We start from the raw sequence: 17,808 nt of genomic DNA, 5'->3' as shown, positions 1-17,808 counted from the left end.
GAGATTGACAGGCCCCACCTAATAAGAAAAATATCTATTCATAATGAGCGACAAAGGTTTTCCTTATAATGCTCCGACCGCGGCGCAGCTCCGGCACCTGACGATCCGGCAGCTGCGCTCGCTGGCGGCGCTCGCGGCGAAGGGCAGCGTCACCGCGGCCTCGGGCCAGCTCGGCCTGACGCAGCCGGCCGTCACCCAGCAACTCAGGCAGCTTCAGGATCTCGCCGGCTTGCCGCTGGTGCAGCGCACCGGCGACGGCATGCTGCTGACGGAGGCCGGCAAGGAGGTGCTGTCGCTCGCCGGGCGGGTCGAGGCCGCGATCGCGGATTGCCAGGGCGCGCTCGATCTGCTCGCGGGCCGCACCGGCGGCACCGTGCATCTCGGCGCGGTGTCGACCGCGAAGTATTTCGTGCCGCATGCGATCGCGGCGTTCTCGAAGCGGTTTCCGAAGATCGAGATCAAGCTCACCATCGGCAATCGCGAAGACATCCGCGGAGCCATGCACGGCTACGACCTCGACTTCGCGGTGATGGGTCGGCCACCGGCCGACGTCACCGTCGACGTCCGTCAGCTCGGGCGCAATCCGCACATCATCGTCGCGCGCAAGGGACACTGGCTCGAGAAGGATTCCGGTCTCAGCCTGACCGATCTCGTGCACGAGACCTTCCTCACCCGCGAACCCGGATCAGGCACGCGCACGCTGATGGAGGGCATGTTTCAGCGCTCCGATCTCGAACCGATCATCGGCATGGAGATGAGCAGCAACGAAACCATCAAGCAGGCAGTGATCGCGGGGCTGGGCATCGCCTTCATCTCGGCTCACACCGTTGCGCATGAGCTCGCCGAAGGCCGCCTCGTCGTGCTCGACGTCGCGGGCCTTCCCATCGTCCGGCAATGGTACGTGATCCGTCGCAGCGACAAGGTGCTGCTGCCGCCGGCGCAGGCGATGTTCGATTTCCTGGGCTCAGAGGGATCGAATTATCTGCCGGAAGTGCCGGAGCTCGGCGGGCGATAAGTCCGCAGGCGTTGAACTCGCAGTTGAACTCGCAGACGTCACGGCAGGCATGCCGTCACGGCGATGGTTAACGGTCAGGCCGCAAGCGGAGCGGCATGATCCATGCGCGCGGCGAAATAGGCTTCCAGCTCCGCCAGCGCACGCGCTTCCCAATCGCTCGCCTGCTCCAGGAGCGACCAGCTCTGGCCCGGCCGGAATGCAGCGGTCTGGCGATAGAGCGATGCGATCCCGCGGTAGCGCCGCACATTCTCCAAGATGGCCTTGCCGTTCATGTCAAGAACTCCCCTCGTATTCCCGGGAGAGAACCTGCGGCCAAACGATTTTCGAAAAGTTAGCGGCGCGCGGCAAGCGCGCGGATGGTTGCCGAACTGTTGCGCCTGCGCAACGCGCAGAAGCGGCTATTGCGAATTCGTTGCCGCGTTCTCGCTCGCGGACTTCAGCCCGCCTCGGCTGATGATCACCATCGTCTCGCGGCAGAGATCGGCAAGCCCGATCAGCAGCACGGCAAGCAGGAAGAACAGGTTGATGGAATCCGCATAGGCCCTGGTCAGCGGGACGAACTCGAAGAAGGGCGGCATGAACGCCCACCACACCAGCGGAATCGTCAGCAACGCCGCGAACGACGCCGCGGCCGTGCCTGCAAGAACGCCGACGGCGAAAATGCTCGGCAGGAACGCCGCGAAGTAGAGCTGCGCGCCGAGCGCGACGCATATGCCTTGAACTGCAGCCGAAGCTGCAATGATCGCAAATCCGAGCAGAAACGCCTGCCACGACCATGGCCGTACTCGCGGTACGCCAAACAGTCCCGCACGCCTCATAGGCCTCCCCCTGCCACCTGTTGACCAGGCTCGCTTGCGACCAAAGTACAACAATGGGACAGGAAGCGCGAGGCGGAAATCGCGCAGCCGGCGGCTTGGTAAACAGCGGCAGCACACAATCATACCGCAGGAGCCGCTGTTCGCCACCTATCGGCAATCGCCGCACCCGCGCGGCCTCCACGAACGAGGCCGTCGATGTCGGGGCGCATGAGCCGATCCGGGTCTCACCGTGCTTCGCCGTTTACACGGAACGCGACACACCGTCTCCTTGATACGGCTAATCCGAATAATCGCGGAGACAAATATCCAGAATTCGGAAAACCGACACTTCCAACCCAAAGGAACTTCGTTGCCGATCTGCAACGGTTCCCCGCCGTCAGAAGGCGGACAAAAGAAACTCCCATTGCGGCCACGAACCCCGCTCACAACGCTGTGAGACGAGCAGGGGAACGGCGATGCGCGCGCAAAGAGTATGGAAGGTCAATGGGGGCCCCAGCATCGGACAGCTTCAGTCCAGGCTGGACGATCTGAACAAGCGCCTTGGCGAGCTTGAGAACCAGCAGCCCGAGAGCTGCACGATCGAAACGCTGAAATCGCGTGCCCTCAGCCTTTCGCGCGAGATCGACGACATCCGCTGCGCCGAGGCGACGGCGGCGTTGAGCGAATTGCTGCGAAAATAGGCGGCAATCGGCGCTTCAGGACGGCGAGGAACCAACCTCCGCGTTCGCCATTTCCATGGAAAGCATGGAGCAAATCATGACCAGGCACCTGACGCGGGCCAGCCTCGCGCGCGGAGTTGCCGGCGCGGTTTCCGCGCTGGTCCTTTGCGCCGCCGCTGCGTTCACCATCGCATCCCACTTCGCCTCGTGAGAAACATTTGACCGACGCCGGTCCGGGCATGGCCGCAACTGCGGCGGCACGGACGACTCTCGGCAACCGCCAAGCGATGAGGACGCTCAACGGCATCCGCCGAAATCGGACGCCCTTTTCTCCAATTGGATTGCATCTGGATGAGCGGGTCTGCCGATCGAGCGGCTGACATGTCCGCGCAGCGCTCGCGACCCCTCACTCGGCGAGGCGAAAACCGCGTGCGCTCAGGGATAACGCGACCCCCCCCCGAGGCTGGCGCATGCCAACCTCTCGGCGCATTTCGTTGCGCCCTGAAACATCAATAACTATAAGGCCTTGAAATCTTGGTCGGAGTGGCAGGATTCGAACCTGCGACCCCTGCGTCCCGAACGCAGTGCTCTACCGGGCTGAGCCACACTCCGACAAGAAGGCGGCTTATAGCGTCGGGTTTAGCGCACCGCAAGCGGTCGGTTTGAGGAATTTCGTCCCAGTGAAAACGGGTCTTGAAACGTTGATTTTGCCGGCCGGCCAGGCCGGCGCCGAGGCCGCCGCACGGACGCTCCGTGCCGGCGGGCTGGTCGCATTCCCGACCGAGACCGTCTATGGCCTCGGGGCGGATGCCGCCAATGCCGCCGCGATTGCCCATCTCTATGCCGCCAAGGGCCGCCCGGCCTTCAATCCGCTGATCGCCCATGTCGCTGACCTCGCGGCGGCCCGGCGGATCGGCCGGTTCGATTCACGCGCCCTGCGCCTTGCGGAGGCATTCTGGCCGGGACCGCTGACGCTGGTGGTGCCGAAGACGGACGACTGCCCGGTCGCGGATCTCGCCACCGCCGGCCTCGACACCGTCGCCATCCGCATCCCCGACCATCCGGTGGCGCAGGCGATCCTGCGCGCTTTCGGCGGAGCGGTGGTGGCACCGTCCGCAAATATCTCCGGCCACGTCTCGCCGACGCTGGCCGCCCACGTCGAAACCGACCTGTCGGGACGCATCGACCTGATCGTCGATGGCGGCCCGGTCGCGGTCGGCGTCGAATCGACGATTGTCGGCTGCTTCGCGGCGCCGATGCTGCTCCGCCCGGGCGGGCTGTCGCGCGAGCGGATCGAGGCCGCGCTCGGCATGGCGCTGGAGAGGCCGCCTGCGGAGGCGGAGAACGACGACAGCCAGCCGCTGGCCCCGGGCATGCTCGCCTCGCATTACGCGCCGCGCGCCAATGTGCGGCTCAATGCGCGCGACGTGGCGCCGGGCGAAGCGCTGCTGGCATTCGGCCCCGCACGCCTGCCCGGCCTGGAGGCCGCCGCCGCCGTCATGAATTTGTCGCCCGCAGCTGATCTCGATGAAGCCGCCGCCAATCTGTTCGGCTATCTTCGGGCGCTCGATGCCAGAAGCCCACGGGCCATCGCGGTGATGACGGTCCCCGAAGACGATCTGGGCGAAGCGATCAACGACCGGCTGCGCCGGGCGGCCGTGGCGCGCTAGAAAGCTGAATGAAAGAAGACGAGATGAACATCAATACGTCGGCCACCCCTCCGCTCGCGCCCGAGCTGATCGACCAGTTCCGCAAGATCGTCGGCGACAAGCACGCGATCACCGACGCGTCCGACATCGTGGCTTACGTCACCGAGGAGCGCAATCTGTTCCACGGCCGCTCGCCGCTGGTGCTGCGCCCGGGCTCGACCGCCGAGGTCTCCGCGATCTGCAAGCTCGCCTCAGAGCACAGGATCGCCCTGGTGCCGCAGGGCGGCAATACCGGCCTCGTCGGCGGACAGACGCCGCACAATGGCGAGGTCGTGGTGTCGCTGCGCCGGCTCGACAAGATCCGCGAGGTCGACACCGACTCGAACACCATGACCTGCGAGGCCGGCGTGGTGCTGCAGATCGCACAGCAGAAGGCGTCCGACGCGGACCGGCTGTTTCCGCTGTCGCTCGGCGCCGAGGGAAGCTGCACCATCGGCGGCAATCTCTCGACCAATGCGGGCGGCACGGCCGCCCTCGCCTATGGTGTCGCGCGCGAGATGGCGCTGGGCCTCGAAGTGGTGCTGGCTGACGGGCGCATCCTCAACGTCCTGTCCAAGCTGAAGAAGGACAACACCGGCTACAATCTGCACAACCTCTTCATCGGCGCCGAAGGCACGCTCGGCATCATCACCGCCGCGACGCTCAAGCTGTTTCCGAAGCCGCGGGCGATCGAGACCGCTTTCGTCGGCCTGAAATCGCCGGCGGCGGCGCTGAAACTGCTCACGATCGCGCAGGGCGAAGCCGCAAATGCGCTGACGAGTTTCGAACTGCTGTCGGAGATGGCGGTGGATTTCTCGATCCGCCACGGCATCGACGTACGCGATCCGCTCGCGGAGAAGCATCCCTGGTACGTGCTGCTGGAGCTGTCCTCCCCGGGCGATGACGCCCGCACGCCGCTGGAATCGATCCTGGAGCGCGCCATGGAGGAGGAGATCGTCGACGACGCCGTGATCGCGGCCAACCTCACCCAGCGCGCAGGCTTCTGGAAACTGCGCGAGGAGATGTCGGCGGCGCAGAAGCCGGAAGGCGGCTCGATCAAGCACGACATCTCCGTTCCCGTTGCCGCCGTGCCGGCCTTCATCGCGGAGGCGGATGCCGCGGTGGTCAAGCTGATCCCCGGCGCGCGGCCGGTGCCGTTCGGCCATCTCGGCGACGGCAATCTGCACTACAATGTCAGCCAGCCGATCGGCGCCAACACGGCGGATTATCTCGCCCGCTGGCACGACATGAACGCCGTGGTGTTCGACATCGTCCTGCGCATGGACGGCTCGATCTCGGCCGAGCATGGCATCGGCGTGCTCAAGCGCGACGAACTGCCGGAAGTGAAGGACAAGACGGCGATCGAGCTGATGCGGTCGATCAAGGCGATGCTCGATCCGCTCGGCATCATGAACCCCGGGAAGGTCCTGTGAGCGCCCCTGCCCTCAGCATCGCGCCGGTCGCGGATGCCGACGTCGAGCCGGTGGTGGCGCTGTGGCAGCGCTGCGGCCTGACGCGCCCCTGGAACGATCCGCATGCCGACATCGCGCTGGCGCGGCGACGCGAGAACTCCACCGTGCTCGTCGGCCGCGACGGCGGCGCGATCGTCGCGACCGTCATGGTCGGCCATGACGGCCATCGCGGCTGGGTCTATTACGTCGCGGTCGATCCCGACATCCGCAAGCGTGGACATGGCCGCGTCATCATGGCCGCGGCCGAGGATTGGCTGCGCCGGGCCGGCATCGCCAAGCTCCAGCTTCTCGTCCGCCGCGAGAATGCACAGGCCAACGCGTTCTACCAATCGCTGGGCTTCGAGGAATCGACCTCCGTGATGTTCCAGAAATGGCTCGACGGCCGCGAGCAGACGCCTTAGCCCCTCATCGGAAGACAGCCATGACCATTTCCGACCGCGTCCGCATCAAGGACGTTCGCGTGCTCTCGGACAACTGGACGCCCCTGCGGGAGACTACCTTCGAATACCGGCGCGCGAACGGCGAATGGCAGACGCAGCACCGCGAAACCTATGAGCGCGACAATGCCGCGGCCGTGCTGCCCTACAATCGCACGCGGCGCACGGTGATCCTGGTGCGCCAGTTCCGTCTGCCGGCGTTCATCCGCGGCTACGACGATCTCCTAATCGAGGCGGCCGCCGGCGTGCTGGACGACGCCTCGCCCGAAGTGCGGATCCGCGCCGAAGCCGAGGAGGAAACCGGCTATCGCCTGCATCACGTCCACAAGGTGTTCGAGGCGTTCATGAGCCCGGGCTCCGTGACCGAGAAGCTGCACTTCTTCGTCGCCGAATACGAGCCGGAGATGCGGGTGAGCGACGGCGGCGGCCTCGAGCACGAGGGCGAGGACATCGAAGTGATGGAGCTTTCGATCGACGACGCGCTGGCGATGATCGCGGACGGACGCATCATCGACGGCAAGGCGATCATGCTGCTGCAATACGCGGCGCTGCACATTTTCCGCTAGCAGAGCTGCCTGCAGCAACTCGGCCGATCCGCGCCCGGCCCGGACCGGCGTCCGCGCCTTTCCCTGCTCACATCGCGCAAGACATGCGTCGACCGGAGCCTCGTTCCGATCGGATCGGATCGAGGCTCCGGATCAGCGTCTTGACGCGTTTCGTTCACGCGAACCGATATCCGGTTCGCCCGGAAACGCTCTACATGACGATCTGACGTGTGACCGGCGTGGTGACGTTCACATTGTTGCCCCACGCACCGCCCGCGCGACCGCCGATGTAGAGGCCCTGCCACGGATCGGATGGCGGCGGCGGAGCCGCCTGGCCCTTCTTGCCGGCACTTGCGACGCTCGGGCTCGCAGACGGACCGAACTTGTAGCTCAAGCCGACCATGACCGTCTGGAAGCGGGCATGCACGCTCGCGCTCGACGAGCTCATCGTCTCGAGCGGCGAGGGCGCGGTCACCGCGGCGAGATTCAACGTGCCGAGGTCGACGTACCGGTATTCGAAATTGAGAATGAGATTCTGGTTCAGCATGTAGTCGACGCCGGCACCGGCGGTCCACCCGAACCTCACGCCCGACGTGATCGAGCTCAGCGGCGCGATGCCTTCCGTCTGACCGGAAGTGCCGAGATCATATCTGTTGCTCAGGCTGACATTGCCGTAGGCGAGACCGCCGGTCCCGTAGAACAGGAACGAGCCGGTCGTCCATCCAAGCCGCGCCCGGACGGTGCCGTACCAGTCGACACGCGCGCTGGTGACTTCCGACGGATAGACGAAGGCGGACGGATAGGCCGAGACGAAGCGGCCGGAGGTCACGCTCTTGAGGTTCGTCCAGGAGACATCGCTCTCCAGACCGAACACGACGCCGCCGCGCTGCCAGTTGTAGCCGGCGACCGCGCTGGCGAGCCAGCTCGCGCTGCTGGCTGGACCGAAGCCGACCGGATCGGTTGCCGCCGGCGCGGCGTGGGCGAACTGGGTCGAGACCGAAACCAACAGCGCCGCAGCGGCCGCACCGGTGGTCATCTTGAAGGATCGAGACGATAGACGTTGATGAAGGGAGATCATGAGGATTGGATATTTTCTTCTTGGCGAATCTGCAGTGCGGCGGACCCTGCCCAGCGCGACACGACAATGCAAGACAGCGACTCCTGCAAAGCCGTTGCTCTGCAACTTCGCTTCACGGTTGTTGCCGAACTTCCACAGTTCGACTCTCCGCACGCCGCGAAGCTCCGTAAAATCACGTGCGGCAAGAACGACCAGCCGACGCTGCGGCCCGCGAGCCGCAGGTCTGGCTTGCGTCGCCATGCGCGCTGTTGAGCTGTCCGCCGACTATCTCTAATCTGGCCCCAACCAAGAACCAGGAGACGCGCCCATGTCCGCCCCGCGCGACGACGATTTCGGCTTTGCGCCCGACTACGATTCCCCCGTCCCCTATATGCAGCGCACGCGCGACTATTACACGGCGATCGGCTACACCACGCCGTATCGCTGGGCGCACTACACCGAGGCGCCGTTCCAGCCGCTGAAGAAGCCGCTGGCCCGATCGCGAGTCACGATCATCACCACCGCCGCGCCGTACGACCCGGCCAAAGGCGACCAGGGCCCGGGCGCGGCCTATAACGGCAGCGCGAAGTTCTACCAGGTCTATGACGGCGACACCTCGAAGCAGCACGATTTGCGCATCTCGCATATCGGCTACGACCGCAAGCACACCTCGGCGACCGACAACGGCACCTGGTTTCCCCTGCCTCAGCTCCTGAAGGCAGGCGCGGCAGGCCGCATCGGCGAGGTCGCGCCGCGCTTCTTCGGCGCGCCGACCAACCGCAGCCATCGGGTCACGCTGGACACCGATGCGCCGGAAATCCTGGCGCGCTGCCTCGCCGATGCGGTCGATGCCGCCGTGCTGTTGCCGAACTGCCCGGTCTGCCACCAGACGACGGCGCTGGTGGCGCGGCACCTGGAAGCCAACGGCATTCCGACCGTGATCATGGGCTGCGCCAAGGACATCATCGAGCACGCCGCCGTGCCGCGCTTCCTGTTCTCCGACTTCCCGCTCGGCAACTCCGCCGGCCGACCGCACGATGGCGCGTCGCAGGCCGAGACGCTCGAACTGGCGCTCAGGCTGCTGGAGACCGCGAGCGGTCCGCAGACGACGGTGCAGTCGCCGCTGCGCTGGAGCGCGGATGCCTCCTGGAAGCTCGACTACAACAACGTCGCCCAACTCTCGCCCGAGGAGCTCGCGCGCCGCCGCGCGGAATTCGACAAGCAGAAGGAGATCGCGCGCGGCAACCGCGCCGCCTGACATCCTCCGGCAACGATAACCAACAGGGGAGAGCGACGTGACGCGACCGTTCGAGGGCGTGAATATCCTGGATTTCACGCAAGTGCTGGCCGGTCCCTATGCGAGCTACCAGCTCGCGCTGCTGGGCGCCGATGTCATCAAGGTCGAGCGGCGCGAGGGCGAGGACATGCGCCGCACGCCGCTGTCGCGCGAATGGGCCGAACGCGGGCTCGCGCCGGCGTTCCAGGCCGTCAACGGCAACAAGCGCAGCCTGACGCTCGACCTGCAGAAGCCGGATGCGATCGCCATCGTCAAGAAGCTCGCGGCGACGGTCGACGTGGTCATGGAGAACTTTCGCCCGGGCGTGATGGACAAGCTCGGCATCGGCTATGAGGCGCTTTCGGCGATCAACCCGAAACTGATCTATTGCGCGGTGTCCGGCTTCGGCCAGACCGGCCCGGATCGCCTGCGGCCCGGCTACGACGGCAAGATGCAGGCGCTGTCGGGCATCATGGCGATCACCGGCCATGCCGAGACGGGGCCGACGCGCGCCGGCTTCGCGGTCTGCGACGTGCTGTCGGGCGCGACGGCCGCGTTCGGCGTCTCGAGCGCGCTGTACCAGCGCGACCGCACCGGCAAGGGCCAGCTCGTCGACGTCTCCATGCTGGAGGCAACCATGGCGTTCCTCTCGGGGCAGATCGCGGACTGGTCGGTCGCCGGCCATCGCCAGCAGCTTTCGGGCAACCAGGCGGTCAGCCGCAGGACCACCGCGAACCTGTTCAAATGCGGTGACGGCCACATCCTGCTCGCCGTCAACAACGAGAAGCAGTATCGCGCGCTCATGGCCGCGCTCGGGCGCGAAGATGCGCTCGCCGATCCGCGCTTCGCCGACTGGTTCTCGCGCAACGAAAACGAGCCGGCGCTCCGCGCCATCATCGAGGATGCACTGGCGGCGAAGCCGGCGCGCGAATGGGAGCAAATTCTGGAGGACGCCGGCGCGCCCTGCGCCAGCATCTGGAAGGTCGAGGAGGTCATCGATCATCCGCAGATCAAGGCGCGCGGCGCGATCCAGGAGCTGGACACGGCCTATGGCCACCTGCGCTTCGCCGGCAGCGGCTTCAGGCTCGCCCACGGCGGCGGCCGTCTGGACCGGATGGCGCCGGAGCTCGGCGCGGACACGGATGCGGTGCTGGGCGAGCTGGGATTCGACGCGGCGCAGATCGCGGCGCTGCGGGCGCGGGAGATCGTTTAGAACTTCGCTGCCGCTGGATGCAGCCCAGCGCGCTCACCATCTGCTGCGTTCGCGATGGCGGGGCATGCCTTGCCACCCTGCGGGACGGTGTGGGCGATCAGAACAACGACCCCTGTCCGTCGTCGCCTGCGCCCGCCGCGACCTTCCGCGCCGATTTCTTCGGCCTTGCAGCTTCGGCCTCCGCCTCCATCTCCTCCGCGCTGATCGGCAGCAGCAATTGTTCGTCATCATTGACGACGCGATTGACGCGGGTGGAGACCGGGCGCCAGGCGAATTCGCCGATGCGCGGGGCGATCATCAGCGGCAGGATCGCGTCGACCTCGTCGCCGCGGCTGTCGAGCCAGCGCTCGAAATCGCGGGGACTGATGGTCACGGGCACGCGGTCATGCAGCCCGGCGAGATCCCCGCTCGCCGCCGCCGTGACGATCGCGACCGTGTCGACCTCCTCGCCGTTCGGCCCGACCCAGGTCTCGAACAATGCAGCGAAGCCGAGCGGCTCGCCGTCGGCGCGATGGATGAAGAACGGCTGCTTGCGGCCGTCGGTCGCCTTCCATTCGTAATAGCCGTCGGCCGGGATCAGGCCGCGACGGCGGCGGATCGCGTTCTTGAAGGCGGGCTTCTCCAGCACCGTCTCCGAGCGGGCGTTGATCAGCAACGTGAACCCGCGCGGGTCCTTGACCCAGCTCGGCAGGAGACCCCAGCGCATCAAGCGGAAATGCCGCGCGTCCTTCTCGGCCAGAACGACCGGAATCGGCTGCGTCGGCGCCACGTTGTACCTCGGTGGGAAGTTCGGCTGCTCGATATAGCCGAACAGTTGCCGCAAAGCCGCGGGGGCCGAAGTTATGACGAAGCGTCCACACATCCTGGGGCCTATATAGGGTCCGTTCAGGTCCTTTTAACCCCGAACGTTAACACTGCGACAGATGAGCTCAACGGCCTCCCACCCCGCGCGGACGCATGTACAGACGGGCCCCGAGGCTGCCGCCTGGGCCGAGCGGCTGCGCGTGGCCAACATCAACCCGCGAACCGGACTTGCCACGGACTATCTCAACCATTTCAATGAAGCCGTGATGCTGCTCGAAATGGTGCCGGACATGCCGGAATGCGCCGAGGACTTCCTGACCTGGACGCCGCTGTCCTATGCCGAGCATTTCACCGCCTCGAACTTCAAGGCGCGCGATCTTGCCATCGAGGCCTATGAGAAGGCCGATCCCGGCGTGCGCGCCCAGTTCGACCACGTCACCGAAACCATGACGTCGATCCTGACGGCGGTCGGCTCGGCCATGCGCGAAGTCGAGAAGGACAAGACCCGCGTTCGCCTCGCCGAGCAGGCGGCGCTCTGGGTCAAGCCGCTGATCGCGACCTGCGGCGGCATCATCAACGGCGGCCCCGAAGCCGACGTCGACACCATCATGGCGAACTGAGCGCGGACAGGTGAAGCGTTGAGCCCGGTCGTGCAGCCCACCCATCCCCAGCTCGCCGTCAGTGCCGCGATCTTCCGCGACGGCAAGGTGCTGCTGGTCCGCCGCGCCCGCTCGCCGGGCAAGGGGTTCTACTCGCTGCCCGGCGGCCGGGTCGAGTTCGGAGAATCGCTGCACCAGGCGCTGGCGCGCGAGGTCGACGAGGAAACGGGGCTCGCCATCGAGATCGTCGGCCTCGCCGGCTGGCGCGAGGTGCTGCCCACGGCGGACGGGACCGGGCACTACCTGATCATGTCCTTCGCCAGCCGCTGGGTGGCCAGGGAACCGGCTCTCAACGACGAGCTCGACGATTACCGCTGGATCGCCCCGGAGGCGCTGGCGAATCTCGGCGACCTCAAGCTCACCGGGGGGCTGGAGGAGGTCATCCAGTCGGCCGGCCGGCTGATCGGTCCCTGACGGCCGATCCGTCCGCCTTGCGTCCGTCACCCCGAGGGGGCATACACCGGCCGATGTCGAAGCGATTTCTGGCCATTTTTGCCGTGATTCTCGCCTGCGCCGCCCTGCCCGCCCGGGCCCAGGACGTCGCAGCCCCGTTTGACGCCGATCTGCAGCGGCTGGCCGAGATACTCGGTGGACTGCACTACCTGCGCGGAATTTGCGGGTCCAACGAGGGCAACAAATGGCGCAGCGAGATGCAGGCGCTGATCGACGCCGAAACCCCCGCCGGCGAACGCCGCACCCGCATGATCGCAGGCTTCAACCGCGGCTATAACGGCTTCCAGCAGACCTATCGGAGCTGCACGCCCGCGGCCACCGTCGCGATTCGCCGCTACATCGAGGAAGGCTCGAAGATCTCGCGCGACCTCACGGCTCGCTACGCGAACTGAGCTGCTTTCAACGCCTGCAAACCCCTCGCCCCGAGGAGCGCGGAACGCACGTCGCGGCGGATGCGGCCGAACCGATGCGCCGGAGCCATCCGAGGCGGACCTTTCACCGGGAACAACGACATCGTCTTTGTTCACACCCGTTAACCGTTCTTAAAGATGTGGCCTAGCGGGCGTTAATACGCGTGCTACACCTCATGTGCAGCGCATCGCCGTGGATCGCGCCCCAGCCCTGTCGAGTTTCATGAGCCATTCAGTGTCTTACGCCCCCGCCCGCGCGCCGCTGCCCGATCACGAGCAAAAACAGGCCGCGCTGAGCTATCTCAACGAGGCTTGGGCCGAGGCGCGCCATGACGGCGTCGATGGCGATTGTCTGGCGCAGGCCAGCCTGTTCGCCGCGCTCGCCGAACTCGTCGGGACCTACGGCGAAGATGCGGTGGCGAAATTCGTCGAGGGCTTTCCCGGCCGCATCCGCAACGGCGAATTCTCGGTCGGGGTCGCAAGACAGTAACCCGCCGAAAATGACCCCGCCTCGCGGACGGGGCCAGTCTACGGATGAATGACCAGGCGAACAGGTCGCCAAGCCTCCCCCCGTTTATCGCACGGATGCCATCGGCCGTGGACAAGCATTAGTCGGCCCATGACCGGGACGATTTCCCGTCAGGATCGGGAATGGCCTAGTCCGTCTCGATCGGAAGCTTCGGATCCTTCGCCCATTCGCCCATCGAGGCATCGTAGAGCGTGAGCTTGCCGTAGCCGAGCTGCGTCAGCAGGAAGAGATCGATCGTCGCCGAGATGCCGCCACCGCAATAGCAGATGATGCTCTTGTCACGCGTGAGGCCCTGGCTTGCGAATTTCGCTTCGGCATCCGCAAGGCTCGTCAGCGTCTTGTCGGCGTTCGCCAGCATCGCAGCCGGCACGTTGACGCTGCCGGGAATGCGGCCCGGCCGTCCATAGCGACTGGGCTCGAGGCCGCTGTGAAATTGCGGTCCCAGCGCGTTGACGATGACGGTCGAGGGATCACCGATCCGCGCGGCGACGGCATCCTTGTCGACGAAGAAACCGGCGCGCGGCTCGGCCTTGAATGTCGTGGCCGGATAGCCCTTCGCCGCACCGGTCTCGATTGGCCTGCCCTCGGCCTTCCATTTGTCGAAGCCACCATCGAGCACCTGCGCGTCGACGCCGAGCGAGCGCAGCATCCACCAGAACCGCGTCGCCCACATCATCGTGCCGATGCTGTAGAGCACGATCGTCTTGGACGCATCGAGGCCATGGCGGCCGAAGGCAGCCTCCGACTGAGCGACGCCCGGCATCATGAAGAACTGCTGCACCGACGTATCGGAGAATTCGCCCTGCAGGTCGAGGAAGTCGGCACCGGGGATGTGGCCGGCCGCGAAGGTCCTGTCGCCGGGCACCGCGCGATAAGGCACGTCGCTGCCCGGCGGCACCGGCTCGTTGTAGGTCGTGCAATCGTAGATGCGTAGATCGGGATCGCCGAGACGAGCCGCGAGTTGCTCGGTCGAGATGAGGGCCGTCGGCTCAGACATTGGATCGCACTCCGTTCGAGAGGAAGTGTAGACCTCTCCCCTCGTCATTGCGAGCGCAGCGAAACAATCGAATTCCACCGCTGAAGGATGCCGGATTGCGTCGTCGCTTTGCTCCTCGCAATGACGAATCCGCAGCTCCCTACTGCTTCAGCGTCTCCAGGAACCGCACCGGCTCGCCCTGCGAGGCCGTGACGAGTTCGCCCTGCCACATCACGCGACGGCCGCGGATGAAGGTGCCGACGGGCCAGCCGGTGACGCGCAAGCCGTCATACGGCGTCCAGCCGGCCTTGGAGGCGACCCATTTGTTGGTGATGGTCTCGCTGCGCTTCAGGTCCACGATGGTGAAGTCGGCGTCGTAGCCCGCGGCGATGCGGCCCTTGCAGGCCATGTTGTAGAGGCGTGCGGGCCCGGCGCTGGTGAGATCGACGAAACGGGCGAGCGACAGCCGGCCGGCATTGACGTGATCGAGCATGACGGGCACCAGCGTCTGCACGCCGGTCATGCCCGAGGGCGACGCCGGATAGGTCTTGGACTTCTCCTCCAGCGTATGCGGGGCGTGGTCGGAGCCGAGCACATCGACGATGCCCTGCTCGATGCCGCGCCAGATGCCGGCGCGGTGATCGGCGCCGCGCACCGGCGGATTCATCTGCGCCAGCGTGCCGAGCCGCTCGTAGCAATCGGGCGCGACCAGCGTGAGATGATGCGGCGTCGCTTCGCAGGAGGCGACGTCCTTGTGGTCGCGCAGGAACTCGATTTCTTCCTTGGTCGAAATGTGCAGCACGTGAATGCGCTTGCCGGTCTCGTGCGCGAGCTTCACCAGCCGCTGCGTCGCGATCAGCGCCGCGGTCTCGTCGCGCCAGACCGGATGCGAGCGCGCATCGCCCTCGATGCGGAGCGATTTGCGGTCGTTGAGGCGATACTCGTCCTCGGCGTGAAACGCCGCCCGGCGGCGGATCACCTGGAAGATGCGGCGCAGGCTCTCGTCGTCTTCCACCAACAGCGCGCCGGTCGACGAACCGATGAACACCTTGACGCCGGCACAGCCGGGCGCGCGTTCGAGCACCGGCAGATCCTGCACGTTCTCGCGGGTGCCGCCGATGAAGAAGGCGAAATCGCAATGCATGCGGTGATGCGCGCGCTTCACCTTGTCGGTGAAGGTCGCCTCCGTCACCGTCAGCGGAGATGTGTTCGGCATCTCGAACACGGCCGTGACGCCGCCCATCACGGCGCTGCGCGAGCCGGTCTCGAGATCTTCCTTCTGTTCCAGCCCGGGCTCGCGGAAATGCACCTGCGTGTCCATCACGCCGGGAAGGATGTGCAGGCCCTTGCAGTCGATCACCTCGGCCGCGGAGGCTTGCGACAGCGCGCCGATCTCGGCGATGCGGCCCCCCGCGATTCCGATGTCGCGCTGGCCCTCGCCGTCCTGGTTGACCACGGTGCCGCCCTTGAGGATCACATCGAAACGCTGGGTCATGGCTATGGGCCTCTCTCATCCCCAAGCGCAGGGCTCGAGGTCTTGTCGTTTTTGCCTTGCGGGCTTACGTTCCGGAGCAACATGTCGCAAGAGATTTTCGCATGAAATCAGCGTTTCTTCCCGACCGGGGCGTGGTCAAGGTCGCGGGCGAGGATGCGCGCAACTTCCTCAACGGCCTGATCACGACCGATGTCGACAGGCTGAAGCCGGGCCTTGGCCGATTCGGGGCGTTGCTGACGCCGCAGGGCAAGATCATCGTGGATTTCCTGATCACCGAGGCGCCCGCGGGCCACGGCGGCGGGTTCCTGATCGATTGCCCGAGGGCCCTGGCGGACACATTCGCCACCAAGCTGAAGTTCTACAAGCTGCGCGCCAAGGTGACGGTGGAAAACCTCTCCGACGATCTCGGCGTGCTCGCGGCCTGGGACGGCCAGCCTGCGGCTCAGCCCGATCTCGCCTTCGCCGACCCGCGCAACGAAGCGCTCGGCTATCGCATCCTGATTCCGGAAGATCTCAAGCAGAAGCTCTCCGACCTCATCGGCGCCGAACTGGTCGATGCCACCGAATATGAGGCGCACCGCATCGCGCTCGGCGTGCCGCGGGGCGGGCTCGATTTCATGTACAGCGATGCGTTCCCGCACGAGACCAACATGGATCGTCTCGCCGGTGTCGATTTCGACAAGGGCTGCTATGTCGGCCAGGAGGTCGTCTCGCGCATGCAGCATCGCGGCACCGCGCGCACCCGCAGCGTCAGGGTGCTGCTCGATGACCTCGCGCCGGAGCCGGGCATCGGCGTTCTGGCCGGCGACAAGCCGGTCGGCACGATGGGTTCGTCGGCGCGCGGCAAGGGCATCGCGCTGGTGCGCATCGACCGCGTCGCCGACGCGCTCGATGCCGGCCAGCCGCTCACCGCCGGCGGCCTCGCCGTGAAACTCGCCGAACCCGAGGTCGTGCGCATTCCAGCCAAGCAGCCCATCGCATGAGCCGCGCGCCCCGCCTGCATCCCGACGGTTTGACGCGCTGCCCCTGGCCCGGCGAAGATCCGTTCTACGTCGCCTATCACGACACCGAATGGGGCGTGCCGGAATATGACGACCGTGCGCTCTATGAAAAGCTGATCCTCGATGGTTTCCAGGCCGGCCTGTCCTGGATCACGATCCTGCGCAAGCGCGACAACTTCCGCAAGGCGTTCGACGATTTCCAGCCGGAGAAGATCGCGCGCTACAATGCCAAGAAGGTCCATGCGCTGATGAACGACGTCGGCATCGTGCGCAATCGCGCCAAGATCGACGGCACGATCCTCAGTGCGAAGTCCTATCTGGAGATCATGGAGAAGGGCCCCGGCTTCTCGAATCTGCTGTGGGACTTCCTCGACGGCCGTCCCAAGATCAACCATTTCAAGACCAGCGCGAGCGTGCCGGCCTCGACGCCGCTCTCCGTGCAGGTCTCCAAGGAGCTGTCCTCGCGCGGCTTCAAGTTCGTCGGCCCGACCATCGTCTATGCCTTCATGCAGGCGACCGGCATGGTCAACGATCATCTCGTCGACTGCCACTGCCATGCGACCTGCGGCAAGACGCAGCGCAAGCCGCGCCTCAAGGCCAGATGACCGCGAAGAAGACGACGCGCGACGCGCAATCCCGCGCCTGGCAGCGGATGCTGTCCGGCCGGCGCCTCGACCTGCTCGACCCCTCGCCGCTCGACATCGAGATCGCCGACATCGCGCACGGCCTTGCGCGCGTTGCACGCTGGAACGGCCAGACCACCGGTGCGCACATCTTCTCGGTCGCGCAGCACACGCTGCTGGTCGAGACGGTGATGCGGCACGAAGCACCACGCGCCGACGACCGCATGCGGCTCGCGGCGCTGCTGCACGACGCTCCGGAATACGTGATCGGCGACATGATCTCGCCGTTCAAGGCCGTGCTCGACGGACACTACAAGGCCGTCGAGAAGCGCCTGCTCGGCGCGATCCACGTCCGCTTCGGCTTGCCGCCGGTGCTGCCGGACGAGATCACCCTCGCCGTCAAGGCCGCCGATCGCGGCGCGGCCTATCTGGAGGCGACCGACCTCGCCGGTTTCGGCGAGAGCGAGGCCAGGCGCCTGTTCGGCCGCGATCCCGGGCTGTCCGAGAGCATCCGGCGCGACTATCTGACGCCCTGGACGGCGGCGCGGGCCGAGAAGCAATTTCTGGAACGGTTCAACGCCGTGTTTGCGTGATCGTCATGATGGGCCGGTGGCGCCTTTCGCTCTTCCCTCGCCGTCTCCCGAGCAATCGAGCCCGTGGTCATGGGTGCCCCGCCTT

The 17,808-nt window shown here is 66.1% G+C and carries 21 protein-coding genes and 1 tRNA gene; 15 read left to right on the top strand and 7 right to left on the bottom strand.

Annotated elements, in window-relative coordinates; genetic code table 11:
• Positions 1-43 precede the first annotated feature (43 nt).
• Positions 44-1,015 carry a LysR family transcriptional regulator gene (locus tag QM712_RS03875; RefSeq protein WP_415021725.1) on the top strand — a complete coding sequence of 324 codons (972 nt, stop codon included), beginning with the start codon at positions 44-46 and terminating at the stop codon, positions 1,013-1,015.
• A 74-nt stretch (positions 1,016-1,089) separates the two neighbouring features.
• Here the strand turns inward: QM712_RS03875 and QM712_RS03870 are convergent, their stop codons facing one another.
• On the bottom strand, positions 1,090-1,287 hold the full coding sequence (locus QM712_RS03870) for a hypothetical protein (RefSeq protein ID WP_415021724.1): 198 nt from the start codon (positions 1,285-1,287) through the stop codon (positions 1,090-1,092).
• A gap of 126 nt (positions 1,288-1,413) precedes the next feature.
• Positions 1,414-1,833, bottom strand: a complete 420-nt coding sequence (locus QM712_RS03865; protein WP_415021723.1) for a DUF4118 domain-containing protein — start codon at positions 1,831-1,833, stop codon at positions 1,414-1,416.
• A 455-nt stretch (positions 1,834-2,288) separates the two neighbouring features.
• Between QM712_RS03865 and QM712_RS03860 the strand changes: the two genes are divergently transcribed.
• Complete coding sequence (locus QM712_RS03860) at positions 2,289-2,513, top strand: hypothetical protein (protein WP_415021722.1); 225 nt, start codon at positions 2,289-2,291, stop codon at positions 2,511-2,513.
• A gap of 514 nt (positions 2,514-3,027) precedes the next feature.
• Here QM712_RS03860 and QM712_RS03855 read toward each other — a convergent pair.
• Positions 3,028-3,104: transfer RNA gene (locus QM712_RS03855), tRNA-Pro, on the bottom strand.
• Between the two features lie 68 nt (positions 3,105-3,172).
• Here QM712_RS03855 and QM712_RS03850 point away from each other — a divergent pair.
• From QM712_RS03850 to QM712_RS03835, 4 genes are read left to right on the top strand one after another with little or no spacing between them, the layout of a single operon-like run.
• Positions 3,173-4,162 (top strand): L-threonylcarbamoyladenylate synthase, encoded by a 990-nt coding sequence (locus tag QM712_RS03850; RefSeq protein ID WP_415021721.1) that lies wholly within the window; start codon positions 3,173-3,175, stop codon positions 4,160-4,162.
• A 23-nt stretch (positions 4,163-4,185) separates the two neighbouring features.
• On the top strand, positions 4,186-5,613 hold the full coding sequence (locus tag QM712_RS03845; RefSeq protein ID WP_415022036.1) for an FAD-binding oxidoreductase: 1,428 nt from the start codon (positions 4,186-4,188) through the stop codon (positions 5,611-5,613).
• Positions 5,610-6,053: a GNAT family acetyltransferase gene (locus QM712_RS03840; RefSeq protein WP_415021720.1), complete on the top strand. Its 444-nt coding sequence runs from the start codon at positions 5,610-5,612 to the stop codon at positions 6,051-6,053. Before QM712_RS03845 ends, QM712_RS03840 begins: the two co-directional genes overlap by 4 nt.
• Before the next feature lie 20 nt (positions 6,054-6,073).
• Positions 6,074-6,655, top strand: a complete 582-nt coding sequence (locus QM712_RS03835; protein ID WP_415021719.1) for an NUDIX domain-containing protein — start codon at positions 6,074-6,076, stop codon at positions 6,653-6,655.
• Positions 6,656-6,845: 190 nt separating this feature from the next.
• Here the strand turns inward: QM712_RS03835 and QM712_RS03830 are convergent, their stop codons facing one another.
• Positions 6,846-7,670 (bottom strand): outer membrane protein, encoded by an 825-nt coding sequence (locus tag QM712_RS03830; RefSeq protein WP_415021718.1) that lies wholly within the window; start codon positions 7,668-7,670, stop codon positions 6,846-6,848.
• 349 nt (positions 7,671-8,019) lie between these two features.
• Between QM712_RS03830 and QM712_RS03825 the strand changes: the two genes are divergently transcribed.
• Both QM712_RS03825 and QM712_RS03820 read left to right on the top strand, forming a co-directional pair.
• Entirely contained in the window at positions 8,020-8,949 is a 930-nt protein-coding gene (locus QM712_RS03825; protein ID WP_415021717.1) for a glycine reductase, read from the top strand.
• 37 nt (positions 8,950-8,986) lie between these two features.
• Complete coding sequence (locus QM712_RS03820) at positions 8,987-10,180, top strand: CaiB/BaiF CoA transferase family protein (RefSeq protein ID WP_415021716.1); 1,194 nt, start codon at positions 8,987-8,989, stop codon at positions 10,178-10,180.
• A 97-nt stretch (positions 10,181-10,277) separates the two neighbouring features.
• On the opposite strand, the gene QM712_RS03815 is transcribed toward QM712_RS03820, so the two are convergent.
• Entirely contained in the window at positions 10,278-11,042 is a 765-nt protein-coding gene (locus tag QM712_RS03815) for an SOS response-associated peptidase (protein ID WP_415021715.1), read from the bottom strand.
• A gap of 61 nt (positions 11,043-11,103) precedes the next feature.
• On the opposite strand from QM712_RS03815, the gene QM712_RS03810 reads away from it, so the two are divergent.
• From QM712_RS03810 to QM712_RS03795, 4 genes are all read left to right on the top strand, one after another.
• Positions 11,104-11,604: a hypothetical protein gene (locus QM712_RS03810; protein ID WP_415021714.1), complete on the top strand. Its 501-nt coding sequence runs from the start codon at positions 11,104-11,106 to the stop codon at positions 11,602-11,604.
• A gap of 18 nt (positions 11,605-11,622) precedes the next feature.
• Entirely contained in the window at positions 11,623-12,057 is a 435-nt protein-coding gene (locus QM712_RS03805; protein ID WP_415021713.1) for an NUDIX hydrolase, read from the top strand.
• A 53-nt stretch (positions 12,058-12,110) separates the two neighbouring features.
• The gene (locus tag QM712_RS03800; RefSeq protein ID WP_415021712.1) at positions 12,111-12,488 is read left to right on the top strand and encodes a TIGR02301 family protein; all 378 of its coding nucleotides are present in this window, start codon (positions 12,111-12,113) and stop codon (positions 12,486-12,488) included.
• A 241-nt stretch (positions 12,489-12,729) separates the two neighbouring features.
• Positions 12,730-12,996, top strand: coding sequence for a hypothetical protein (locus QM712_RS03795; protein ID WP_415021711.1), 267 nt, complete (start codon positions 12,730-12,732; stop codon positions 12,994-12,996).
• A 166-nt stretch (positions 12,997-13,162) separates the two neighbouring features.
• Here QM712_RS03795 and QM712_RS03790 read toward each other — a convergent pair whose 3' ends face one another.
• Complete coding sequence (locus QM712_RS03790; protein ID WP_415021710.1) at positions 13,163-14,032, bottom strand: sulfurtransferase; 870 nt, start codon at positions 14,030-14,032, stop codon at positions 13,163-13,165.
• 139 nt (positions 14,033-14,171) lie between these two features.
• Complete coding sequence (locus tag QM712_RS03785) at positions 14,172-15,506, bottom strand: dihydroorotase (RefSeq protein WP_415021709.1); 1,335 nt, start codon at positions 15,504-15,506, stop codon at positions 14,172-14,174.
• A gap of 101 nt (positions 15,507-15,607) precedes the next feature.
• Between QM712_RS03785 and QM712_RS03780 the strand changes: the two genes are divergently transcribed.
• The 3 genes from QM712_RS03780 to QM712_RS03770 are packed head-to-tail and all read left to right on the top strand — an operon-like array spanning position 15,608 to position 17,723.
• Entirely contained in the window at positions 15,608-16,489 is an 882-nt protein-coding gene (locus tag QM712_RS03780) for a YgfZ/GcvT domain-containing protein (RefSeq protein ID WP_415021708.1), read from the top strand.
• Positions 16,486-17,112 carry a DNA-3-methyladenine glycosylase I gene (locus QM712_RS03775; protein ID WP_415021707.1) on the top strand — a complete coding sequence of 209 codons (627 nt, stop codon included), beginning with the start codon at positions 16,486-16,488 and terminating at the stop codon, positions 17,110-17,112. Before QM712_RS03780 ends, QM712_RS03775 begins: the two co-directional genes overlap by 4 nt.
• Entirely contained in the window at positions 17,109-17,723 is a 615-nt protein-coding gene (locus QM712_RS03770; protein WP_415021706.1) for a YfbR-like 5'-deoxynucleotidase, read from the top strand. The genes QM712_RS03775 and QM712_RS03770 overlap by 4 nt, the downstream gene beginning before the upstream one ends.
• Positions 17,724-17,808 lie beyond the last annotated feature (85 nt).

Origin of the sequence: Bradyrhizobium sp., from assembly GCF_047605465.1 — a bacterium.
Taxonomy (GTDB): Bacteria; Pseudomonadota; Alphaproteobacteria; order Rhizobiales; family Xanthobacteraceae; genus Bradyrhizobium.
The sequence above is the reverse complement of the archived record's forward strand: the minus strand, read 5'-3'. Positions and strand labels throughout refer to the sequence as shown.